Genomic DNA, 20,846 nt, shown 5'->3' on the forward strand with positions numbered 1-20,846 from the left:
GCTGGATGGTCCTTCCAAGGAGGCTTCACAATGGTCACTGCCATCATCGGTCGATCGACGGCGTCGGCACTAGGACGAGCGCACCGACCACTAGCACGATCGCGTCAATCCAGGGGAGGACGGGTGCTCGAGTTCGGGATCGAGGAGGTGCTCGCCGGCGGCGGGCAGCAGGTCGGGTCGGCGACCCTGGATGTGACCGCGGACGTGCCGGGGCATACTCACGCGTTCATCGAGATCGCGTTCGTCGTCGGCGGCCGCGCCCGGCACTCGTCCTCGGCCGGCGCCCGCCGGGTCGAGCGCGGGGACGTGGTGATCGTGCGACCGGGCAGCTGGCACGCGTACGACCGGCTGGACGGGCTGCGGGTGACGAACGCGTACGTCCGGCCTGCGCTGCTCCATCGCGAGCTGAGCTGGCTCTTGGACTATCCGCCGTTGGTCGCCGGGCTGCTGCGGGCCGGCGTCGCCTTCGCCGCGATCGGCGAGCAGTCTCTCGTCCGCAGCGTCGGCTGGCTGGATCAGCTCGAACGGCTCGGCACCGCAGTGACACCGGCAGTCCAGCTCGGGCTGGCGACCTGCGCTCTCGGCGAGCTGGCCGACGCGGAGTTCACCGCGACATCCACCCCGGCCGCCTCGCTGACGCCTGCGGTACGCGGCACGATGGCGGTGTTGGAGGACCGGCCCGAACATCCCTGGACGCTGACCGAGCTGGCCGCCCTGGCCATGGTGTCCGCCTCCAGCCTGCAGCGCCAGTTCCGCACCCAGGTCGGCCAGTCGCCGATGGAGTGGCTCCGCCGGCTGCGCGGCGAGCGAGCCGCCACGCTGCTCGCCCAGACCGACGTCCCCGTCGCCGAGATCGGCCGACGGGTGGGCTGGGAGGACCCGAACTACATGAGCCGGCGCTTCCGGCTGCTCTACGGCGTCCGGCCGAGCCAATACCGGGAGCGGTTCCAGGCACCGCGGCGTGACGCCGGCCGGGCGCCCGGATCGCCGCAGGTCAGGCGCTGACGAACCAGTGCCGACGACTCATCCAGGCACGCGTGCGGCAGGGGACTGCTCGGCGCTCGAACCGGGTGCATCCTGGCCGGCATCAAACGCACGACAGCCCCCGGCCGGTGGCCGGGGGCTGTCGGATGTGGAGTTCGGCAGAACTCGGTGGTGACTCAGTCGTGCTCGGAGAACACCTCGCGGAGCTTGGCCTCCTCGTCGGCCGACAGGTTGCTGGCCACGAGCTCGGCGTCGAAGCCCTTGAACGCCTCGAACACCCGGTCCTGGACCGCGTCGGAGGTGAGCGCGAACAGGGCGGAGGTGCCCGGGGTCACCTTCTGCTTCACCGCGTTGATGAAGTCGTCGTTGATGCCGACGTCGGTCATCGAGCCGGTGAGCGCACCGACCGCCGCACCGACCGCGGCACCGAGCAGCGGCACGAAGAAGATCAGGCCGAACAGCATGCCCCAGAAGGCGCCGCCCATCGCGCCGACGCCGGTCATGTTGTTGAGCTGGCGGGTCTTGGGCTTCTTCTTGCCCGGTTCCCAGCTCACGACCGCGGCGTCCTGGACGTTGATCAGCTGCTGGGACTGCAGACCCTTCAGCGTCTCGACGGCCCGATCCGCGTCCGCCACGCCCGGGAAGACCCAGGCGGTGAGTGTTGCCATGTGCATCCGTCCTTCCACGCAGTTCCGGCGGCAGCGCCGCCAGCGGGCCGGCACTGGTCACCACCCGCCTGCAGCACGATATATCGACGCCCCTTCGGCGGCATCACTCCGGTCGAGTGAGCGCACCACCCATAGAGTGGGCGGGTGGCACACCCGGCGAGCGCGGTCACCGCATTGTTCGTGCCCGGGGACCGGCCCGACCGGTTCGCCAAGGCGGCCGCGGCCGGCCCGGACGTGGTCGTCATCGACTTGGAGGACGCCGTCCCGCCCGGAGCGAAGGAGGCCGCGCTGGCGGCCGTGCTGGCGGCCCTGTCGCCCGATGCCGGACTGCGCGCCCTGGTTCGGTTGAACGCCGCCGGCACCGCGACGTACGACCGGGAGGTGGGCGCCGTCGCCGAGCTGGCCGCACGGCCAGGTCACGGTCTGCTCGGCGTGCTGCTGCCCAAGGCGGAGGATCCGGCCGCGCTGGCGAGCCTGATAGCAGCCCTCGCTCGGCCCGGCTCGGCGCTCGCGGTGATCCCGCTGGTCGAGTCGGCCCTCGGCGTGGTCCGGGCGTTCGAGCTGGCGTCGGTGCCGGGAGTGACCCGGCTCGCCTTCGGCGCCCTCGACTTCACCCTCGACGTCGCCGCCGACCTGGACTCGGCCGCCGTCGGGCAGGCCCGAGCGCAGCTGGTGATCGGCTCGCGCGCCGCCGGCGTCCCGGCGCCGCTGGACTCGCCGTGCACCGACGTACGCGATCTCGAGCGGGTGCTGGCGGCGGCGCGTGAGTCCCGCTCGGCGGGGTTCGGCGGCATGCTGTGCATCCACCCCGCCCAACTGCCGGCGGTGCGGGCCGGATTCGCGCCGACCGCTGCCGAGATCGAGTGGGCCCGGGCCGTGATCGGGGCCGAGGGCGGCGACGTTCAGGGCGGGGCCGTGCAGATCGGCGGTCGGATGGTCGACCGCCCGGTGGTCGAACGCGCCCGCCGGATCCTCGACGCTCGCTGACGACTCCGGAGATGTGGCCGACTCCGGAGATTCAGCGGAGCCAGACGTCGAGGGTGGTATCGAGGTCGCGCGGGCAGGTGGCGTCGAGGCTCACCCGCAGCTCGTGCGCCCCGGCGTCCAGCCGGCTCGTCCAGCGCAGCCAGGACCAGCTGCCGGCCTGCTCGTGCCGGAACGTCGGATAGCTCTCTCCCGTCGCCGGCTCGCCGTCGATCAGCACCGAGATCGAGGCGATCTCGTGCAGCAGGTCGTGATGCCAGGCCGACCCGTCCCGGGCGAAGCGGACGACCACGGCGAGCTCGGCGGGCCGCTCGGCTTGCACCCTCACCGCCCAGGCCTGCGACCGTCGGCTCAGCTCGCGGTCCTCGGCCGGGGTGCCGACCAGCATCTCCGGGTCGAACGCGACGGCGTCGATGTCACCCGCCATCCAGTTGGCCAGGTGCGGAACGCGACCGACGTACGCCGGCGCGAGCCGGTCGTCGGGGGCCGGCTCCTCGATGGTCACCGACTCGCCGACCCGCACCGTGCCGGCCCGTTCGGGGTCCCCGATCCTCGTCGGGCCGGTCAGCCCGGTGCTGCAGAGCACGGCCACCACGCTGCCGCCGGTCTGCCGGATCCGTACGCCGTCCGGCTCGAGCGTGACCTCGGCCGCGGAGCCTCGGCTCAGGTAGTCCAGCCGGGCGGAGTCGACGGCCCCGGGCCGCGCGCCCAGGTCGGTCCAGCGGACGTACGCCTCGCTGCCGTCGCCGGGCTGGCTCAGCACGATCCAGGCCGAGTCCGGCGTCCGCCAGCCGTAGCCGTAGGCCGCGGAGCCGGTCTCGGCGCTGCCGAGTGGCGTGCCGACGCCGTCGAGCTCGGCGGTCCTGGCCCGGAGCAGGTCGTGCACCTCCCGGAGCCGGTCGGACTCCGCTCCGACCAGCGGGCGCAGATCGCCCCACAGCTGCAGCGCGCGGCTGCCGCGGGCGGCGTCCATCACGGTTGCGTCGTCCCAGCCCGCCAGGCCCTGGTGGCTGGCCCAGCGGGTGTCGCTGACCCAGACGCCGAGCGAGTCCTGCTGGTGCGGCGGCAGCGCCCACCAGTCGTTCGTGGTGCCGATGTCCTGCGACGACATCACCGAGCCACGGATCGTCCAGGATGCCCGTCCGGACGGCGCAGCCGCCTCGACCAGATAGCCGCGCTCCCAGACCGTGCTGGCCCAGCGCAGCCACCACGGCGATCGGAGCCCCCAATAGAGCATCAGGTACGTCGCGCCGGCCTCGCTGACCGCGTCGAGCGTCGACTGCAGCGTGCGGACGTTGGCGAACACGCTCCACAGCCCGGGCAGATGATCATGGTCGGCGGCCCGGCAGTAGAGCTCGGTGCCGTCCAGCTTGAAGCCCCGGACGCCGTACGCCTGGACCAGGTGCAGCAGTGCCGAGCGGAACGTGTCGCGCCAGGGCACGAAGCTCGGGCAGAGCCGCCAGGGCAGTCCGGGATTATGACTGGTGCCGCCGTCGAAGCCGGGGTTGACCAGGCCGAGCTCGTGCCGGAAGGCGCGTGGCCCGTCGCTCGGCGACACCCACAGCATCAGTGCGGTGTCGTTCGCGGCGACGGCGTCGAGCACCGATCGTGGCCCGTCGGGGAAGCTCACCGGGTGGAACCGGGACAGGTCGTCCGGATCGTTCCAGCCGCAGTCCAGCGACACGTAGTCGAAGCGCAGCCCCAGTCCGCGGGCGCGGGCCATCACGTCGCCGATCGGACCCATCAGCTCGTCGCTGATTTCGATCTTCGGCTCGCTGGCGTGGGAGATCTGGTACCAGCCGTACGGGTCGTAGATGCTCACGTCCTCCCGGGGCCGGCCGAGCCGCGTGAGCAGCCGGCCGATCGGTCCGCGCGGGTCCCCGTCCGGATCCACGGCCAGGAACACCGCCGGCAGCTCCAGCGACGCGCCGGTGCCGAGCCGAATCCCCGGCCAGCAGCGAACCGCGATGCCCCGCTCCGACGTCACGGTGACCGCCGCCGGATCGACCCCGGCGACGGCGGTGCCGTCGGTCAGACCGGCCCAGAACCCCTCAGGGTGAACGAGTGTCGGCTCGCCGGCGATCTCGGCGAGCACGACGTCGGACAGGATCGTCGGCTCGCCGAGCCTGGTCAGCGTCGAGGTCTTCAGCACTCCTGCCTCGGGAACGCACGCGTAGTGCGTGTCGAGCCGCCAGCGGCCGGCGGCGTCGGACAGGCTCACGCCGTCGTCGGTCGGTGTCGCCTCGACCAATTCGACCGGGTCGAAGCCGGCACCGATGGTGAGCGTCTGCTGGCAGAAGACGTCGATCCGCCGCCAGCCTTCCAGTTCTCGGCGGCGATCGGCCGGTACGTCGGTGTCGATCAGCTGGCGCACGGCGAGCCGATGAAGGCCGGCTCCCAGCTGGGCCGCGGGAATGTCCAGGTCCAGCACCGGTGTCGCGACCAGCCCGTCGGTGAGCCGGATGCCGTCGAGATACACGTCCCAGCCGAGTCGCCGGCACTCCGTCGGGGAGCCCAGCGTCAGCCGGCCGTTCGCGCCGGCCCGGTCGGCCGGCACCTCGAACTCGCCGCGATACCAGATCCAGCCGCGGAAGCTGTCGCTCTCCCATGAGGGCGCCCCGATCGACACCTCGTTGATCCGCGTGCAGACCGCCCACGCCGAGTCGTCGTGATCACTGCGGTGGAAGCCGCCGGCCAGGCCGGTCTCGGTGGCGGCCGGCTCGCCGCGCCCGCCGCCCGGGGTGACCCGCCACGGTCCGAGGTGAAGCACGGTCGGTGGCAGTTCCGTCACGGTCGGGTGGTGATCTCGCAACTCGCGGCCGGCGACGACCACCGTTACGGCGTCGTCGTCGATGCGGAGGTCGGTCAGCGGCACGCGGGGCAGGCGGACCAGCGCGTCGGGCATCGAGAGTCCTCTCGGTCGGAACGATCAGCGCAGAGCGCCCGCGGTGAGCCCGCTGACGAACGCGCGTTGGAGGGCGATGAAAACGATCACCACGGGCACGGTGACCATGGCCATCACGGCGAACTGCTTGGGCAGGGAGGAGAAGTACTGTCCCTGAAAGGCGATGAAGGCGAGCTGCACGGTCTGCTTGCCCGGGTCGGTCATGAACAGCAGGGCGAAGATGTAGTCGTTCCAGGCGGCCAGGCCCTGCAGGATCACGATCGTCACGGTGGTAGTGCTGGCCAGCGGCAGATAGACGTTGCGATAGATGGCGAAGCTCGATGCGCCGTCGATCTGCGCGGACTCGGCGAGCTCGCGTGGCAGCGAGGCGAACGCGTTGCGGAACAGCAGGATCGAGACGGCGATGCCGAGGGCGGAGTACGGCCCGATCAGCGCGCCGTAGGTGTTCAGCAGCCGGAAGCGGACCATCAGCTCGTACTCCGGCACGATGATCGCCGACGGCGCCAGCATGATCCCCGACAACAGCATGATCATCACCAGACCAGAGCCGCGGAACCGGTAGTGCACCAGCCCGAAGCCGGCCAGCGAGGCGACGATCACCACGATCAGCACGGAGCCGACGGTGACGATCGCGCTGTTCAAGAACAGCTGGGGCAGTGGGGTCTCGCGCCAGACCGCGATCACGTTGTCGATGGTCAGCGTGCTCGGTCCGAGCGCGACGATGCTGTCGGTCGACCGGCGCAGCGCGCCGTTGATCAAGATCAGCGTGGGCAGCAGCCAGATCACGGCGAGCGGCAGGAGCAACAGGTGCAGCCAGCGCGCCTGCGGGCTGGTCGGGTTCATCCGCGCCTCCGTTGGGCCGAACCGATCAGGCCGAGCAGCGGGATCGCCAGCACCGCGGTGAACAGCAGCAGCGCGGTGGAGATGGTTGCGCCGTAGCCCGGCCGGGACTGGTTGAACGCCTGGTCGAAGATCTGCAGTGACATCAGATCGGTCGCATGCGCCGGCCCGCCGCGGGTGAGCAGATAGATCACCTCGAACTCGCGCAGCGCCCCGATCACCCCGAACAAGATCAACAGCACGGTGGTCGGCAGCAGCTGCGGCAGCGTGACGTTGGTGACCCGGCGCCACCAGCCCGCGCCGTCGATCGCCGCGGCCTCGTACAACTCCTTGGGCACCATCTGCATGGCGGCCAGGTAGAACAGCATGATCAGCCCCGAATAGCGCCACGCGCTCACCCCGATCGCCGCCCAGATCGCCGTCCCCGTGTCGGCGAGCCAGGTCTGCCCGGTTCCGCCGAGTGCCTGGATGAACCGGGTCGCGCCACCGTCCTGCGGACTGTAGATCCAGCTCCAGGCAAACGAGATCACCGCCGAGGACAGCACCGCGGGCATGAAGAACGCGGCCCGGTAGGCGGTCCGGCCGCGGACCGCGTTGTCCAGCACCAGTGCGAGCGAGAGCCCGATCAGCAGCTGGAGCGGGACGGTGACCAGGGTCCAGAGCACTGTGTTGCGTACGCCGAGCCAGAAGTACGGGTCGAGGCCGCCCAGCATCTCGCGGTAGTTGTCCAGACCGATGAACGTCTGGTAGCCGGAGATGCCGTCGAGGTCGTAGAAGCTGAGATAGACGGTGTTGACCACCGGATAGGCGACGAAGAACCCGAACAGGACCAGGGCCGGCAGCACATACAACCAGCCGGGTGAGACCAGTGGCCGAGCGTCCGCGGTCAGCCCCCGTCCGGCTCGCGTCGCCCGCGTCCGCCGGTGCGACGGCCTCACCCGCAGGCCCGCCTCAGCGCGTGCGAGCACGCTCGGCCGCTGCGTCCACCCGCTTCAGCTCCGTTGCGGGATCGGCGTTGTTCACACAGCAGGCCGAGATCGCGGTCTGGATCGCGGTGCGCGTCTCCGGGTAGTCGAACTCCCGCCGTTCGGCGAACTTCGACAACGAGTTCTGCCAGTCGTAGAGCGCATTCCAGCGCTCGTTCAGGCCCTCCGGCTTGACGTCGACCCGCGACGGCGAGTAGATCTTCGCGCCCGCCTGCTGGCCCTCCTTGCTGCACGACCAGCGGACGAACTGCCAGGCTGCCCACTGCTTGTCGGGATCCAGCCCGCTGCGCATCGCGGTGGCCACGTTCACCGTCCGCCACGGCCGGACGGGGGACTTGCTGGTGTCCGAGGCCATCTCGGGATTGGCCGCCGGCAGCCACGGATCCGGGTTGGCGTCCGGCAGCGTGGGCCACAAGAAGGCGCCCCAGTCGTCCAGCCGGCTGCCCTCGTACAGCGCACCGACGCCCCAGGTGCCGAGCGAGGCCGATGCCGCCTTGCCGTTGAAGAAGAGGTTGTACGCGTCTGGGAAGGCGGTCGTCGCGAACGGTGCGGCGTTCCACAGCTTGTCCTTCAGGGTGCGCTGCATGAACTTCATCGCCTGCACGATCGCGTCGTCGGCGAAGCTCGCCTCCCCGGCCTCCGCCTTGGCCACGATGCCCGGTGACCACTGGCTCGCGAACTGGACCAGGTAGTCGGTGTTCGGCCAGTCGTCCTTGGCGCCCCAGCTGGCGGCGACCGCATTCTTGGGGGCGAGCTTCGGGCTCAGTGCCAGGTACTGGTCGTAGCTGGTCGGCAGCGCGCCACCGACGCTGGACAGCAGCTTGTTGTTCGCGAACATCACGCCGCCGACCGAGAACTGCTGGGGAAGGGCGACCAGACCGACCTTGCTCGCCTCGATCTCCTCGACCGAGCCGGAGAGGAACTGCGATCGCCAGTCCTCCCCGAAAGCCTCGGCGGTGTAGCTCTCCAGCGGCGCCAGATACTGCGCGTACTGCTTGATCATCGATCCCGTCTGGAGATGCAGCACGTCGCCGGCGGTCCCGTTCGGCACGCCGGTGCGCAGTGCGGTGGTGTAGTCGGGGTACGGGAACTTCTTGACCGAGAGGGTGACCTCGGGCACCGCTGTCTCGAACGCCTTCTGCAGCTCGGCGTCGGCCGGTGCCTCGGGCCAGGCCCAGGTCCACAGCGTGAGGGTGACCTTGCCGTTCGGCTTGACCAGCGCTGGTGCGCTCTTCGAGCTGGACGCCGCGGTCGGCCGGGGCGACCCGCCGCACGCGCTGAGCACGCCGCTGCCGACAGCGGCCCCGGCGATCGCGGCGCCCACGCCGAGCAGGCGACGCCGGCTCAGTGGGGAGCCGGTGAGTGGCGAAAGGGGTGTACCGGTTGACATGTGAGCACCTCGCGCTGGATCCGGGTGGCTTGTTGGACACGAATGTGCCACGCCCCTCTGTGCTTGGTCAACGATTCTTGGTAACGTTTCCAATATTCCAATCGCGACGGGTCGGCAGCTCGTCGCACGGTCGGCTGTGCCCGCGGCCCGGCGTGCGGATCCCTTCGTGGTAATGGAAACAGTGCTTGCTCGATCGCAGCATCCGGGCAGCGAGCCGTCCCGATGCGGATGCTCGACCTCGATCGGGGTTGGCCGTGGTCAGGATGGAATCGCTTCAGAACCGGAGGCAGAGAATGACATCGCGTGCCGACGTACAGCTGGCGGCCTATACCTGTCCGTTGTGGCACCCGTCGGCGCATTACCGGCGCCAGTACGCCGCTGGCTGGACCGAGTACGAGATCATGCGTGGTGCGCGCCCCTGGTGGCCGGGCCACCGGCAGCCCCGCCATCCGCTGCTCGGCGCACTGGACGAGGCGCTGCCGCAGACCTGGGAGGTCTACAACCGGCTCGCGGCCGACCACGGGATCGACGCGCTGATCTGGGACTGGTACTGGTATCACGACGAGCCCGCCATGCACGAGGCGCTGGAGCAGGGGTTTCTCGCGGCCACCAATCGCGACCGCGTGTCGTTCGCCGTGATGTGGGTGAACCACCACTGGCTCACCCTCTATCCGACCACGCTCGCCGACGGCGCGGCCCGCTTCCCGAAAGCCTTCGCGGCGCCGGACACCGCACAGGACATGTGGCGGAGCCTGAGCTATCTGCTGGCGCGCTACTTGCACCAGCCGAACTATTGGCGGGTCGACGGCAGGCCGGTGCTGGTCATCTGGGACGTCCGCCGGATGGAGCGACTGATCGGCGGCGAGAACGTCCGCCGGCTGTTCGCGGAGCTGGATCGGCTCGCCCGGGCGATGGGGCACACCGGGCTGCACCTGCACACGCCGCTGGGCGGTGAGTCCGGCGGCCGGCCGGAGCCGCCCGACGGAGGCGGCTCGGCCGACGTGCATCTCCCGCTGGAGCAGCTGGGGTTCAGCTCGTTCGGCTCGTACACCCTGCTCCCGAGCACGGCCGACCGCAGGCCCAGCACCGAGGAGGTGCCGCGCTACGACGACGTGGTCGCCGATGTCGTGTCGCGAGGCTGGGCCGAGCAACAGGCCGGCAGCCCGCTGCCGTACTGGCCTTCGGTGGCGCCCGGCTGGGACACCGCGCCCCGGCTGGCGCAGCCCCGGCGGCCCGAGCAGCCCGACCGGAACCGGTGGCCGGGCTTTCCGTTGTGTCAGGGCGAGACCCCGGCCGCCTTCGAGGCGTTCGTCCGGGACGCACTGGCGTTCGTCGACGAGCGACCCGCAGGGCAGCGGATCGTCACCGTCGGCTGCTTCAACGAGTGGACCGAGGGCCAGTACCTGCTGCCCGACACCGACTTCGGTCACGGGATGCTGCAGGCCCTCGCCAGCGCCCGCGGCATCGCGGACCAGCTGACGTACTTCGCCACCACCGGCGCAGGCATCTAGACCTTGCCGCGACCTCGGATCCCCTGTGCGACGTCGGATCCCCTGCGCGACGTCGGATCCCCTGCAACGGATCCGAGGCGGTACAGGGGATCCGAAGTCCTGGCGAGGACGGATGCGCTAAAGCGGTTCGGTTCGACCGCCGTGTTGGGGGAAGCCGAATCGGCCGTTCAGCTCGGCGGCGAACTCGTCGTCCAGCAGCCGGGCGACCCACCCCGCCGCGACGGCGGGATCGTCGCCGTGGTCGGCGGTGCGCTCGGCCCAACCGGTCCAGCCGGCGAGCCGTCGATCGGCGCCTGCCTGGGTGGCGATGTCGTCGCGCATCGCCGAGGCGATCTCGCCCGGGTGCAGCGAACAGACCGTCACCCCGGTGCCGACCAGCTCCGTCGCGAGCTGGGCCAGCAGACGGTCCACGCCGAGCTTGCTGACGACATAGGCGGTGTTGAACGGCCCGGGCACATCCCGCGCCGCGGCCGAGCTGACCTGGACGATGCGTCCCCAACCGGCGTCGATCATGATCGGCAGCACGGCGTGGATCAGCCGCGCCGCCCCGAGCAGGTCGATCTCGACTGCGGCCGTCCACGCGTCGATCTCGGCGTCGGCGAACGCCGTCAGCGGCCCGAAGACGGCGGCGGCGTTGATCAGTACGAGTCGCTCGGATCGCCAGTGGGGCGGGATTTTCGGCGCCCGGTCCGTCCGCTGGTCGAAGATCAGGGTCTCGGTCTCGACCCCGGTCGCGGCGAGATCCACCGCGACGGCTTCGAGCGCGTCGGGACGGCGGCCGAGCAGCGTGAGCCGGCAGCCCCGCGCGCCCAGCGCCGCTGCGCAGGCCCGGCCGACCGTGCCGGTCGCGCCGGTGATGATCGCCCGGGTCCCCGGCGCAGCGGTCAGCCCCACTTCAGCCGGCCGGCCAGCGGTAGACGGCGCGCGCGTTGTCGATCAGCATCGCCTGCTGCTCGTCGGCGGAATACCCTGCGATCAAGGTCTCGAAGGCGTCCACATAGTCACCGTAGGAGGCCCACAGCCGGTCCACCGGCCAATTGGTGCCGAACAGGCATCGCCCCGGCCCGAACTGCTCGATGCAGTGTTCAACCCACGGGCGCAGCCCCTCGATCGTCCAACCGGCGCGGTTCATGCCGAGGCCGGAGATCTTGCAATACACGTTGGGCGCTTGGGCCAGTGTGCTGATCCCCTCCCGCCAGCCGGCGAAGTAGTCCGGATCGGTGGTGTCCCGGGGATAGCCGATGTGCTCCAGCACGATCACCACGTCTTCGTGCCGGCCGGCCAGCTCGCGGGCCTTGCCCATGTCCTGCCAGGCGCAGTCCAGGTCGAGCATCATCTCTCGCTCGGCCAGCAGGCCGACACCCGCGTCGAAGGCCGGATCGACCAGGAAGTCGCCGGTGCCGAAGTCGCGGATGCCGCGGACCAGCGGGTACGCCCGGTGCCGGTCCAACTGCGCCTCGACGTCGGTCGCGGTCAGGTCTTGTGAGGCGACGATCAGGAACGGCACCGGACTGGTCGCCGCCAGCTCCGACAACCAGGCGGTCTCCACCACCGGGTCCGGCGTGCCGACCGCGGCCTGGACGTGAACGGCTCCGGCCAGTCCGGTGAACCGGGCCTCGGCCCACAGCGCGGTGGAGTCGAAGCGCACCGACTTGATCGGGTCGATGTTGCCGAGGATCGGGTGGATCGCGTCCGGGGCGAGCCAACCGTAGGTCAGCTCGGGATGCTTCAGGTCCCAGAAGTGCACGTGGGTGTCGATGAAGGCCCGAGCGCCCGCGACCGTATTCATCGGGTCTCCTTCCCTGGGCGACCGATCTGGACCGGTCGGCGCTCCGCGGCGCTGGTGTACAGCGCCTCCACGATCTCCACCGAGCGGGCCCCGAGCTCTCCCGGCGAGGGGTTCAGTTCGGTCCGGCCGAGGGCCAGATCGACCAGCCGATTCGGTGGTCCGTCGCAGTCGTAGCTTCCCGCCTCCGGGGGAAGCTCGGCGCGCCGGGTGCCCTCGGTAGGAGAGTGCCACGACACGGTGTCGGACTGGAAGTCGAGATCCAGCTGCGCCGCGTCGCCGACGATGTTGACCCGCAGGAGGTCCCGCTCGGCGAGATAGCCCGGATGAGCGGAGGCGCCCGACAGGGTGCCGATCGCGCCGCCGTCGTAGCCGATCACGGCCGCGTCGTTGATCTCGACCCGGGCGCCGTCGGGGCGATAGGTGAGGGCGAACACCTCGCGGGCGCTGAGGCCGGTCAGATACAGCGCGATCCCGAGTGCGTGGCTCAGCTGGGCCTGCGCATAGCCCCCGCCGGAGATCGCCGGGTCGGTCCAGGTGCCCGGCTCCGGGGCGAAGCCCTTGGCGGCCTTGACATAGGCCCCCGCGTCCGTCAGCAGCGTCCGGGTGCCCGAGCACATGCCGATGGCCAGATGCTCGACCCGGCCGACCCCGTACGGCTCGGCCATGAAGGCGGCTGCAGCCGCGACCATCGGTTTGTGGTTGTAACCGAGTGCGACCACGATATGGCGGTCCATCGCCGCGGCCGTATGCACCAGGTCCCACGCCTGCGCAGCGGTCAGGGTGAACGGCTTCTCGACCATCACGTGCGCCCCGGCGAACAACGCCGACTTGGCGTGCGTGTAGTGCAGCGCGCCCGGGCTGGAAACCACCACGATGTCCGGCGCGGCGTCGAGGACAACGGTGAAGTCCTCGCTCGCGTAGGCGAACCCCCAGTCCCGCTTGATCTGGTCGAGGGCCTCGGCGCCGTGCCGGCAGACGGCGGTGAACTCGACCTCCGGACGCTTCGCGAGGTTCGGCAGGTGCGACGCGACGGCCCAGGAGCCCGCCCCGATCACGCCGAGCTTCAGCTTGGCCACCTCAGCGACTCTCCTCTCAGCGGTCGACGCGGAAGCGTTCGACGAACTCGGGATCCAGTTCCCAGCCGAGCCCGGGCTCGGTCGGGAGCACAAGTCTGCCGTCCTCGAGCGGCTTGCGGTTGGTCACCATCTCCCAGAAGATCGGGTCGCGTTGCGGTGTGAACGCCTCGACATAGGTGCCGTTCGGCACCGACGCCAGCAGATGGGAGGACACCTGGCCCTCCTCGTGATGACCGAGCTCGACGTCGTAGGTCAGTGCCATCGCCGCCACCCGGCGCCACTCGGTCGGGCCACCGCCCCAGGACGCGTCGTAGTTGCAGACGTCGATGGCGCCGCTGGTGATCATGGCCCGCATGCCGACCCGGGAGATCTCGCTCTGCCCGGCCGCGACCCGGACATTGCCCTTCAGCCGTACGTCCCGGAGTCCGGCGAGGTCGGAGTGCCAGCGGGTCGGCTCCTCGAACCAGCGCAGCTCCAGATCGTCGGGCAGCTTGCGGACGAAGTCGAGCGCCTCGCGGACGGTGTAGCCCTGGTTGGCGTCGACGACGAAGACGAAGTCGTCGTCGACGAAGGAACGGGCATTGACCAGCCGGGCGACGTCGGTCTCGGGGGGCTTCCCGCCGATCTTGAACTTCATCCCGACCATGCCGTGCTCTTCGGCGAAGAACGCCATGTCCTTGGCGATGTCGGCCTCGCTGGTGCCGTAGTAGCCGCCGATGCCGATCATCGGGATCCGGTCGCGGTAGCCGCCCCACAACCGCCACAACGGCTGGCCGAGGATCCGCCCGACACAGTCCCAGACCGCGGTGTCGACACAGGCCATCGCCTGCATGGCCAGCCGCCGGTCGCGCAGCTGATCGAAGGTGACCGGCAGCATCGCCTCCCAGACCCGCTCGGTCGCCATCACGTCGAGGCCCTTGACCAGCGGCGCGATCTCGTCCTGGACGATCGCCACGATCTCGTCCTGCTCCTCGTCTGAGTCGGCGTTGTACGCGGTGCCGAACGCGCCGTCGGACGTCCGGACGGTGGTGATGATCGTGCAGCGGTTCCGCATCTTGTAGTAGCTGCCGCGGTAGAGCTGCTCCAGCGGTACCCGGATCGGGATGGTCTCGATGGCATCGATGACGGTCAAGGCTGCCTCTCCTGCACGCGAGCTTGGTAACGTTTCCATGAAACTACCTTCGGATCGGCCCGAGCGTCAAGGATCGAGCCGGTGAAGGGATCGGGGCCGGGATCGGGTCCGATCAGTCTGCGGTGACGAACTCCGTCGGCAGCATGACCTCGCGGTTGGTGCCGTCCTGGATGCTCTCCAGCAACAGCTCGGCGGCCGTCCGACCCATCAGGGACGCATCGCGATGGACGAAGGACAGCGACGGTGCGAACAACTCGGGGAAGGGCCACGAGTCGCAGGGGACGAGCTCCACCTGATCGGGGACGCTCAGCCCGAGCGCCCGGATGGCCCGCAGCGAGCCGTACCCCACCATCAACCCGCCGGCGATGATCCCGGTCGGCGGATCGTCGGTCTCGAGCAGCCGGGTGGTCTTGTCGGTGCCGAAGTCCGCGTCGTAGGCGCCGGTTTGCAGCAGGCCGGCGTCGTAGTGGATCCCGGCGGAGCGCAGGCCTGCCTTGTAGCCGCGGGTGCGCTCGCGCGAGGCGAGCACCTCGCGCGGACCGGTGATCAACCCGATCCGCCGGTGGCCGCGCCCGGCCAGGTGCTTCACCGCGGCCCGGACGCCGCTGTAGTGGTCGGAGCTGACCACGCTCGCCTCGATCTCGGGGACGTGCCGGTCCACCAGCACGACCGGCGCCTTGAACGCGCGCAGGGCGGCGAGCGACTCGGCATGCACCTCGGTCGCCAGGCTGGCGATCAGACCGTCCACCCGGCGGCGCGCGAACAACCGGATGTGGGCGGCGTCGCGGGCCGGGTCGCCGTCGGAGTTCAGCAGCAGCACCGAGTAGCCGACCGGGTGCAGGATCGCCTCCGCGGCCTTGACCATGTCGGAGAACAGCGGGTTGGCGATGTCGCGGACGAGGAACGCCACCGTCATGGTCGAACCGCGGCGCAGGCTCATCGCGGTGAAGTCGGGCTCGTAGTCGAGTTCGGCGACCGCCTGCAGCACCTTCTGGCGCAGCGACTCGCTGACGGCGGGGTGGCCGCTCAGCACGCGGGACACCGAGCCGAGCCCGACGCCGGCCCGGATCGCCACCTCGCGCATGGTGACCTTGGCCTCGGGGCCCTCGGGATGGCCGATCGGGGGAGGATCAGTCGCCATTCGACTCTCCTCTCCGCCGGACGCGCGCATGCACCGGCGTCTCGTGGGGTGACCCTAATGCATTACCCAGCCGCTACTGCTCGATCACACAGATGTCGTCGCCGGTGCTCGCCTCCTCACCGGCCGGCACCAGCAGCTCGACGACGGTGCCGGCGCTCGGGCTCGGCAGCTCGACGATCGCCTTGTCGGTCTCCACGTTCGCCAGTGCCTGACCCTCGTCGACGGCGTCGCCGGGGGCGACCAGCCACTCGTCGATCACGATCACGTCGGTCGTCTCCGCCAGCTTCGGCAGCGTCAGGGTCGTCCTCATCTCGCCACACCCGACGCGTAGACGTGGGCGAACATGTCCGCCGTGGTGGGCTCGGCGCCGGCCTTGGCCGCTTCGACGCCGGCGTCGACAGCGTCGTCGACCTCGCGCCGGAGGGCCGCGACGCCGTCGGCGTCGATCGCCCCGCTGGTCTCCAGCCGCCGGGCGTAGATGTCGATCGGGTCCCGGGCCAGCCACTCGTCGAGCTCGCCCTCGGGCCGATAGCTCGCCGGGTCGGAGCGGGAGTGCCCGGAATAGCGATACGTCTTCATCTCCAGCAGGGTCGGGCCGCCGCCGGAGCGGGCCCGGTCGACGGCGATCGCCATCGACGCGATCACCGCGTCCAGGTCCTGGCCGTCGACGACCGAGGCCGGCATCGCGTACGACGTCGCCCGCTCGGCGATGTCCTTCACCGCGGTGGTGCTGGCCAGCGGGCTGTACTCGCCGTACAGGTTGTTCTCGCAGACGAAGATCACCGGCAGCCGCCAGACCGCGGCGATGTTGAGCCCCTCGTGGAACGCGCCGATGTTGGCGGTGCCGTCGCCGAAGATCGACACCGCGACGGTGTCGTCACCGCGAAGCTGCGCGCCCCAGGCCACCCCGGCCGCGATCGGGATGCCGGCGCCGATGATCGCCATCGTCGGCATCAGCCCGATCGCCTTGCTGGACAGGTGCATCGAGCCGCCGACCCCACCCACGCAGCCGCTGGTCCGGCCCAGGATCTCGGCAACCACCTGTTCCGGCGCCATCCCGAGCGCCATTGCGTGACCGTGGCCGCGATAGGTGCAGCAGACGGCGTCGCTCGGGCGGACGCTGGCCGCGATGCCGACCGACACCGCCTCCTGTCCCTGGCAGGTGTGGGTCGAGCCGGCCACCAGGCCGCTGGCGAACAGGCCCTTGATCAGGTCCTCGCACGACCGGATCTCCATCATCCGGCGCAGTCGCTGCACGGGGTCGGACAGCTGCTCGCGCCGGTCGAGCTCCGACTGGTCCCGGGACGTGCCCTGAGCCTGTCGAGGGGCATTGCCGTCGGTCTGGACATCCGAGTCAGACATCGGCGGTCTCCTTCCACCACGGCGACGGTGTTCGATCCGAGCTCACCAGCGCGCTCAGCTGGGCGGCGACGTAGTCCGGGCCGGGGACGTACGCGGCCTCGAGGTTCTTCGCATACGGCACGGGTACGTCCGGGGCGGTGATCCGGGTGATCGGGGCGCGGAGCCGGCCGAAGGCCCGGCTGCCGATCTCGGCGGCCACGATCGTGCCCCAGCCGCCGGTGTACGGGTTCGCTTCCACGGTGGCCAGCCGGCCCGTCCGTTCTACCGACGCCAGCACGCCGTCGACGTCCCACGGCACGAGGGTGGACAGGTCGATCACCTCCGCGTCCAGGCCGGCCGACTCCACCGCAGCCAGCGCGGTCCTCACCGTCTGGCCGAGGGCCACCACGGTCACCTCGTCGCCCGACCGGACGGTCCGGATCCGGCCCAGCGCTGGCAGCGCCGACGGGTCGGTGTCGACCTCCTCGCGGTCGCCGTACAGAGCGCGGGGCTCGAAGAACACCACCGGATCGTCGTCCCTGATCGCGGCCCGAAGCAGGCCGTACGCACTGTTCGCGCCGGAGGCGACGACGACCTTCAGACCCGGCGTGCTGGCGAACCAGGTCTCCAGGGTCTGCGAGTGCTGAGCGCCGAAGCCGAGCCCCGGACCTGAGGAGGCCCGCACTACCAGCGGAACCGGGAAGTCGCCGCGGGACAGATAGCGCAGCTTTGCCGCCTCGGTGACCACCTGGTCCAAGGCGACGCCCAAGAACTCGGCGAACATGATCTCCGCCACCGGCCGGAAGCCGGCCGCGGCCACGCCGACCGCCAGGCCGAGGAAGCCCATTTCGGCGATCGGGGTGTCCCGGACCCGCTCCGGGCCGAACTCGGCCAGCAGCCCCTCCGAGGTCTTGAACACCCCCTCGGCGGCGCCGACGTCCTCACCGAGCAGCAGCACCCGTTCGTCGCTGCGCATCTCGTCGGCGATCGCCGAGGCGATCGCCTTGTTCATCCTCATCTTCGTCATCGTCGACTCCTCTTCCGCATCATCGATCGCATCGGTCGAGCCTCATCGGTCGAGCCGGTATCGCTCGACCACGTCCGGGATCACCTCGACCCCCAGCCCGGGGCCGGCCGGCGGGAGCATCCAGCCACCCTGGTGGATGATCGGGTGCTCGACCAGCTCGTCCTGCATCGGATTCGGCAACGGCTTCAGCTCGAACAGCCGCGCGGCCGGGCTGGCGAACGACGCCGCGAGGCTGGCCGCGGAGACGATCGCGCTCGACCAGGCATGGGCGTTGAGCGTGCGCCGGGCCGCCTCCACCCGGGCGGCGATCTGCTGGAAGCCGGTGATGCCGCGGACCCGGCCGGGATCGACGCCGACCACGTCCACGCAGCCGGTGCCGAGCACCTCGTCGTAGCCGCGAGCGTCCCACTCCCGTTCGCCCCAGGCGATCGCGACATCGGTCGCCGCCCGCAGCCGGGCATAGCCTGACGGATCCCAGGGGCCGAGCGGCTCCTCGATCCAGCTGAGGTCGTGCTCGGCGAAGGCGTGCACCCGCGAGATCGCTGTCGGCGGGTCCCAGTAGACGGCCACCCCGAGATCGACCATCAGCTCGGCGTCGGGGCCGATGGCCTCGCGCAGCAGCCGGACGAACCGGACGTCCCGGTCGTGGCCGTAGCCGAGGCGGGAGTCGCCCTTCTTGCCGAAGCCGACCTTCACCCCGTGCAGCCCGGCGGCGACCCAGGAACCCATGTCGGTGACCAGATCGTCCAGCGCGGGCTTGAACGCGTGACAGGAGGCGATGGCCGGTAGTCGATCATGAACCGGTCCGCCGAGCAGCTCCAGCAGGCTCGCTCCGAGCGTCCGGCCCTTGGCGTCCCACAGCGCGATGTCGATCGCGGCGATCGCGTTGTAGGCGATCCCGCCCCGCCAGCCGTACCACCAGGCGTGGTCGACCAGCGTGTGCCAGATCCCGATCACGTCGGTCACCGGCCGGCCGATCACCAGCGGCGCCATCCCGTCGATGATCTCGCGGGTCGCGCGGGAAGCCTCCGGCCACTGGGTGATCGACTCGCCCCAGCCGACCACCCCGTCGTCGGTGGTCAGCCGGACCAGACACAGGTGCCGGGTCGCGCCGTTGTCGTTCGGCTCCGGGTAGGCCAGCGGAATCGCCTCGATGGTCCGGACCTTCACGCGATCTCCTCTCCGGCGAGCTGGGCGGTGAGGCGGGCGATCCGCTCGGCCGCCTCGGCGGGCGCCTGGTGCCACTTCAGCACGGCGAGCTGAGCCACGGCGGCCGGGCGTCGGGGGTGATCGAGCGGTACGTCGACCGTCGACTCGGCGGACCGTTCTGCTGCGTCGATCCGGACCGCGGTGACCCCGGCGTCCGGCTGGAGCTCGATCAGGGCCGGCAGGTCGGCGGGGGAGCGGTGCCCGTCCGCGGAGACGATCGCGGCGGCGACGGCCTCGGCGACCGCCGGCGGTGCGGCCGCCGGGGTGCGGATGATCACCGCATCGATCCGGCCGCGGACTCGGTTGGCCGCCTCCAGCGCCGCCTCGTAGGCCGTCTGGTTCCAGCCCGAGGTGGGGAACACGCGCAGTGAGCTCTCCACCAGGGCCCGATGGTCGCCGGCGGTCAACCGGTCCGGGTCGAGGCCGGCCAGCGCGCCCTGCCGTCGGTCGAGATCTGCAGTGGTCGCGTCCAGCCCGCGGGCCGCGGCCAGGGTCGACGCGATCCCGGTGCGGATCGCGTGGGCACTGTGGAAACAGCGCGTTCCGCTGTATTCGAGCATGGCGCCGCGGGAGCCGCCGAGCACCGACAGCGCATGACCGAGGGCGTGCGGCCAGCGGTCGCCGGGCAGGTCGATCAGGACGGCCGTCGCCGCCGCCGCGCCGACCGTGCCGGCCGTGGCGGTGGAGTGGTAGATCGCGCCGTGCTCGGGGCCCAGCGCGGCGGCGAGCGCGGCGATCGCCGCATAACCGGTGAGGGCCGCCGCCAGACGCCGGGGGCCGGAGGACCCGATGGCCGGGCCGAGCTCGGAGACGATCGGCCAGACCACCGAGCCGGGGTGGGTCAGGCTGGCCCAGTGCACATCGTCGCGGTCGGTCTGCCGGGTGGCGAGCGCGGCGTCGGCCGCGCGCTCGACCGGCGAGTCCGACCAGACTGGCTCAGATGCGATCGGGCTCGCCGTCTCGAGGCAGTGCCGCTGGTCCGCCAGCAGCACGGCGGCGCGGTGCGTCTCGTCGCCGCTGGCGGGCTCGGCGGCCCGGCTCCGCAACGCGGAGGCGAAGGACTCCAGGACGGTGGTGGGCATCGGTCGCTGGGCCGCTCAGTACATCAGGAAGCCGCCGCTGACGTTCAGCGTGGCGCCGGAGACGAAGGAAGCGTGCTGACTCGCCAGGAAGACAGCGACGCCGGCCACCTCGCTGGGCTCGCCGATCCGGCCCAGCGGGGTCTCCGCGGTCATCCGGTCGAGCACCTCGGGCTGGATGCCGTCCAGCAGCATGTGGGTCTTGGCCTGGCCCGGTGCGATCGTGTTCACGGTGATCCCGAACGGCCCGTACGTCCGGGCCAGACCCCTGCTCATCGACACGATCCCGCCCTTGCTGGCCGCATAGACGACCGACCCGCCGAAGCCGCCGGTCCACCATCCCTGGGAGGAGAACGTGACGATCCGACCCTGGGTCCCCGCCGCTCGCATCGACTCCGCGACGGACCGGCAGAGGAAGAAGGACGCCTTCAGGTTGGTGTCGAGCTGGACGTCCCAGTCCTCCTCGGTGATGTCGCGGACGTCGGCGCGCCGGCGCAGCACCGCCGCGCAGTGCACCAGTGCGTACACCGGGCCGAGCGCGCTGACCTGCTCCAGCAGGTCGGCATGGCTGTCGATCCGGCTCAGGTCCGCCGCGATCGACAGCGCGGGCTCGACCTGCTCGCGGGCCAGCGCCGCGCCGATCCGGTCGGTGTCCAGGTCGACCGCCACGACCCGGGCGCCGGCGGCGGCGAACGCAGCGGTGGTGGCCGACCCGATGCCACCGCTCGCACCGGTGACCACGACGACGCGGCCGTCCAGGCCGGCTCCCAGATCCCAGGCCATC

At 70.9% G+C, this 20,846-nt stretch carries 19 protein-coding genes; 3 read left to right on the forward strand and 16 right to left on the reverse strand.

The features are described 5' to 3' along the window. Window positions 1–123: 123 nt before the first annotated feature. Window positions 124–1,005: an AraC family transcriptional regulator gene (locus ABD747_RS10150; protein ID WP_344804022.1), complete on the forward strand. Its 882-nt coding sequence runs from the start codon at window positions 124–126 to the stop codon at window positions 1,003–1,005. Window positions 1,006–1,160: 155 nt separating this feature from the next. Here ABD747_RS10150 and ABD747_RS10155 read toward each other — a convergent pair whose 3' ends face one another. Continuing rightward, window positions 1,161–1,652, reverse strand: a complete 492-nt coding sequence (locus ABD747_RS10155) for a DUF1269 domain-containing protein (RefSeq protein WP_344804024.1) — start codon at window positions 1,650–1,652, stop codon at window positions 1,161–1,163. A gap of 144 nt (window positions 1,653–1,796) precedes the next feature. Between ABD747_RS10155 and ABD747_RS10160 the strand changes: the two genes are divergently transcribed. Further along, complete coding sequence (locus tag ABD747_RS10160; RefSeq protein ID WP_344804026.1) at window positions 1,797–2,639, forward strand: HpcH/HpaI aldolase/citrate lyase family protein; 843 nt, start codon at window positions 1,797–1,799, stop codon at window positions 2,637–2,639. A gap of 31 nt (window positions 2,640–2,670) precedes the next feature. Here ABD747_RS10160 and ABD747_RS10165 read toward each other — a convergent pair whose 3' ends face one another. Genes ABD747_RS10165 through ABD747_RS10180 form a run of 4 tightly spaced genes read right to left on the reverse strand, consistent with a single transcriptional unit; the run spans window position 2,671 to window position 8,691 of the window. Beyond that, window positions 2,671–5,541, reverse strand: coding sequence for an alpha-amylase family protein (locus ABD747_RS10165; protein ID WP_344804028.1), 2,871 nt, complete (start codon window positions 5,539–5,541; stop codon window positions 2,671–2,673). A gap of 24 nt (window positions 5,542–5,565) precedes the next feature. Next, window positions 5,566–6,384 (reverse strand): carbohydrate ABC transporter permease, encoded by an 819-nt coding sequence (locus ABD747_RS10170; protein WP_344804030.1) that lies wholly within the window; start codon window positions 6,382–6,384, stop codon window positions 5,566–5,568. Beyond that, complete coding sequence (locus tag ABD747_RS10175; RefSeq protein WP_344804031.1) at window positions 6,381–7,319, reverse strand: carbohydrate ABC transporter permease; 939 nt, start codon at window positions 7,317–7,319, stop codon at window positions 6,381–6,383. Before ABD747_RS10175 ends, ABD747_RS10170 begins: the two co-directional genes overlap by 4 nt. Before the next feature lie 13 nt (window positions 7,320–7,332). Continuing rightward, the gene (locus ABD747_RS10180; RefSeq protein WP_344804033.1) at window positions 7,333–8,691 is read right to left on the reverse strand and encodes an ABC transporter substrate-binding protein; all 1,359 of its coding nucleotides are present in this window, start codon (window positions 8,689–8,691) and stop codon (window positions 7,333–7,335) included. Window positions 8,692–9,050: 359 nt separating this feature from the next. Here ABD747_RS10180 and ABD747_RS10185 point away from each other — a divergent pair, with 359 nt between their 5' ends. Next, window positions 9,051–10,268, forward strand: a complete 1,218-nt coding sequence (locus tag ABD747_RS10185; protein WP_344804035.1) for a glycoside hydrolase family 99-like domain-containing protein — start codon at window positions 9,051–9,053, stop codon at window positions 10,266–10,268. A 117-nt stretch (window positions 10,269–10,385) separates the two neighbouring features. Here the strand turns inward: ABD747_RS10185 and ABD747_RS10190 are convergent, their stop codons facing one another. The 11 genes from ABD747_RS10190 to ABD747_RS10240 form a co-directional block, all read right to left on the reverse strand. Then, the gene (locus ABD747_RS10190) at window positions 10,386–11,162 is read right to left on the reverse strand and encodes an SDR family NAD(P)-dependent oxidoreductase (protein WP_344804037.1); all 777 of its coding nucleotides are present in this window, start codon (window positions 11,160–11,162) and stop codon (window positions 10,386–10,388) included. A 1-nt stretch (window position 11,163) separates the two neighbouring features. Further along, entirely contained in the window at window positions 11,164–12,057 is an 894-nt protein-coding gene (locus tag ABD747_RS10195; protein ID WP_344804039.1) for an amidohydrolase family protein, read from the reverse strand. Continuing rightward, window positions 12,054–13,133, reverse strand: a complete 1,080-nt coding sequence (locus ABD747_RS10200) for a Gfo/Idh/MocA family protein (protein ID WP_344804041.1) — start codon at window positions 13,131–13,133, stop codon at window positions 12,054–12,056. The genes ABD747_RS10195 and ABD747_RS10200 overlap by 4 nt, the downstream gene beginning before the upstream one ends. 16 nt (window positions 13,134–13,149) lie before the next feature. Continuing rightward, window positions 13,150–14,265, reverse strand: coding sequence for a mandelate racemase/muconate lactonizing enzyme family protein (locus ABD747_RS10205; RefSeq protein ID WP_344804043.1), 1,116 nt, complete (start codon window positions 14,263–14,265; stop codon window positions 13,150–13,152). Window positions 14,266–14,377: 112 nt separating this feature from the next. Further along, window positions 14,378–15,406, reverse strand: a complete 1,029-nt coding sequence (locus ABD747_RS10210) for a LacI family DNA-binding transcriptional regulator (RefSeq protein ID WP_344804046.1) — start codon at window positions 15,404–15,406, stop codon at window positions 14,378–14,380. A 73-nt stretch (window positions 15,407–15,479) separates the two neighbouring features. Beyond that, window positions 15,480–15,716 carry a biotin/lipoyl-containing protein gene (locus ABD747_RS10215; protein ID WP_344804048.1) on the reverse strand — a complete coding sequence of 79 codons (237 nt, stop codon included), beginning with the start codon at window positions 15,714–15,716 and terminating at the stop codon, window positions 15,480–15,482. After that, window positions 15,713–16,768, reverse strand: a complete 1,056-nt coding sequence (locus tag ABD747_RS10220) for a thiamine pyrophosphate-dependent dehydrogenase E1 component subunit alpha (RefSeq protein WP_344804050.1) — start codon at window positions 16,766–16,768, stop codon at window positions 15,713–15,715. The genes ABD747_RS10215 and ABD747_RS10220 overlap by 4 nt, the downstream gene beginning before the upstream one ends. Continuing rightward, complete coding sequence (locus ABD747_RS10225) at window positions 16,761–17,774, reverse strand: alpha-ketoacid dehydrogenase subunit beta (RefSeq protein WP_344804052.1); 1,014 nt, start codon at window positions 17,772–17,774, stop codon at window positions 16,761–16,763. Before ABD747_RS10225 ends, ABD747_RS10220 begins: the two co-directional genes overlap by 8 nt. A gap of 42 nt (window positions 17,775–17,816) precedes the next feature. Next, window positions 17,817–18,944, reverse strand: coding sequence for a mandelate racemase/muconate lactonizing enzyme family protein (locus ABD747_RS10230; RefSeq protein WP_344804054.1), 1,128 nt, complete (start codon window positions 18,942–18,944; stop codon window positions 17,817–17,819). After that, the gene (locus ABD747_RS10235; protein WP_344804056.1) at window positions 18,941–20,065 is read right to left on the reverse strand and encodes an MmgE/PrpD family protein; all 1,125 of its coding nucleotides are present in this window, start codon (window positions 20,063–20,065) and stop codon (window positions 18,941–18,943) included. The genes ABD747_RS10230 and ABD747_RS10235 overlap by 4 nt, the downstream gene beginning before the upstream one ends. Before the next feature lie 15 nt (window positions 20,066–20,080). After that, entirely contained in the window at window positions 20,081–20,845 is a 765-nt protein-coding gene (locus ABD747_RS10240; RefSeq protein WP_344804058.1) for an SDR family NAD(P)-dependent oxidoreductase, read from the reverse strand. Window position 20,846 lies beyond the last annotated feature (1 nt).

Source organism: Microlunatus ginsengisoli, assembly GCF_039537205.1.
Classification (GTDB): Bacteria; Actinomycetota; Actinomycetes; order Propionibacteriales; family Propionibacteriaceae; genus Microlunatus; species Microlunatus ginsengisoli.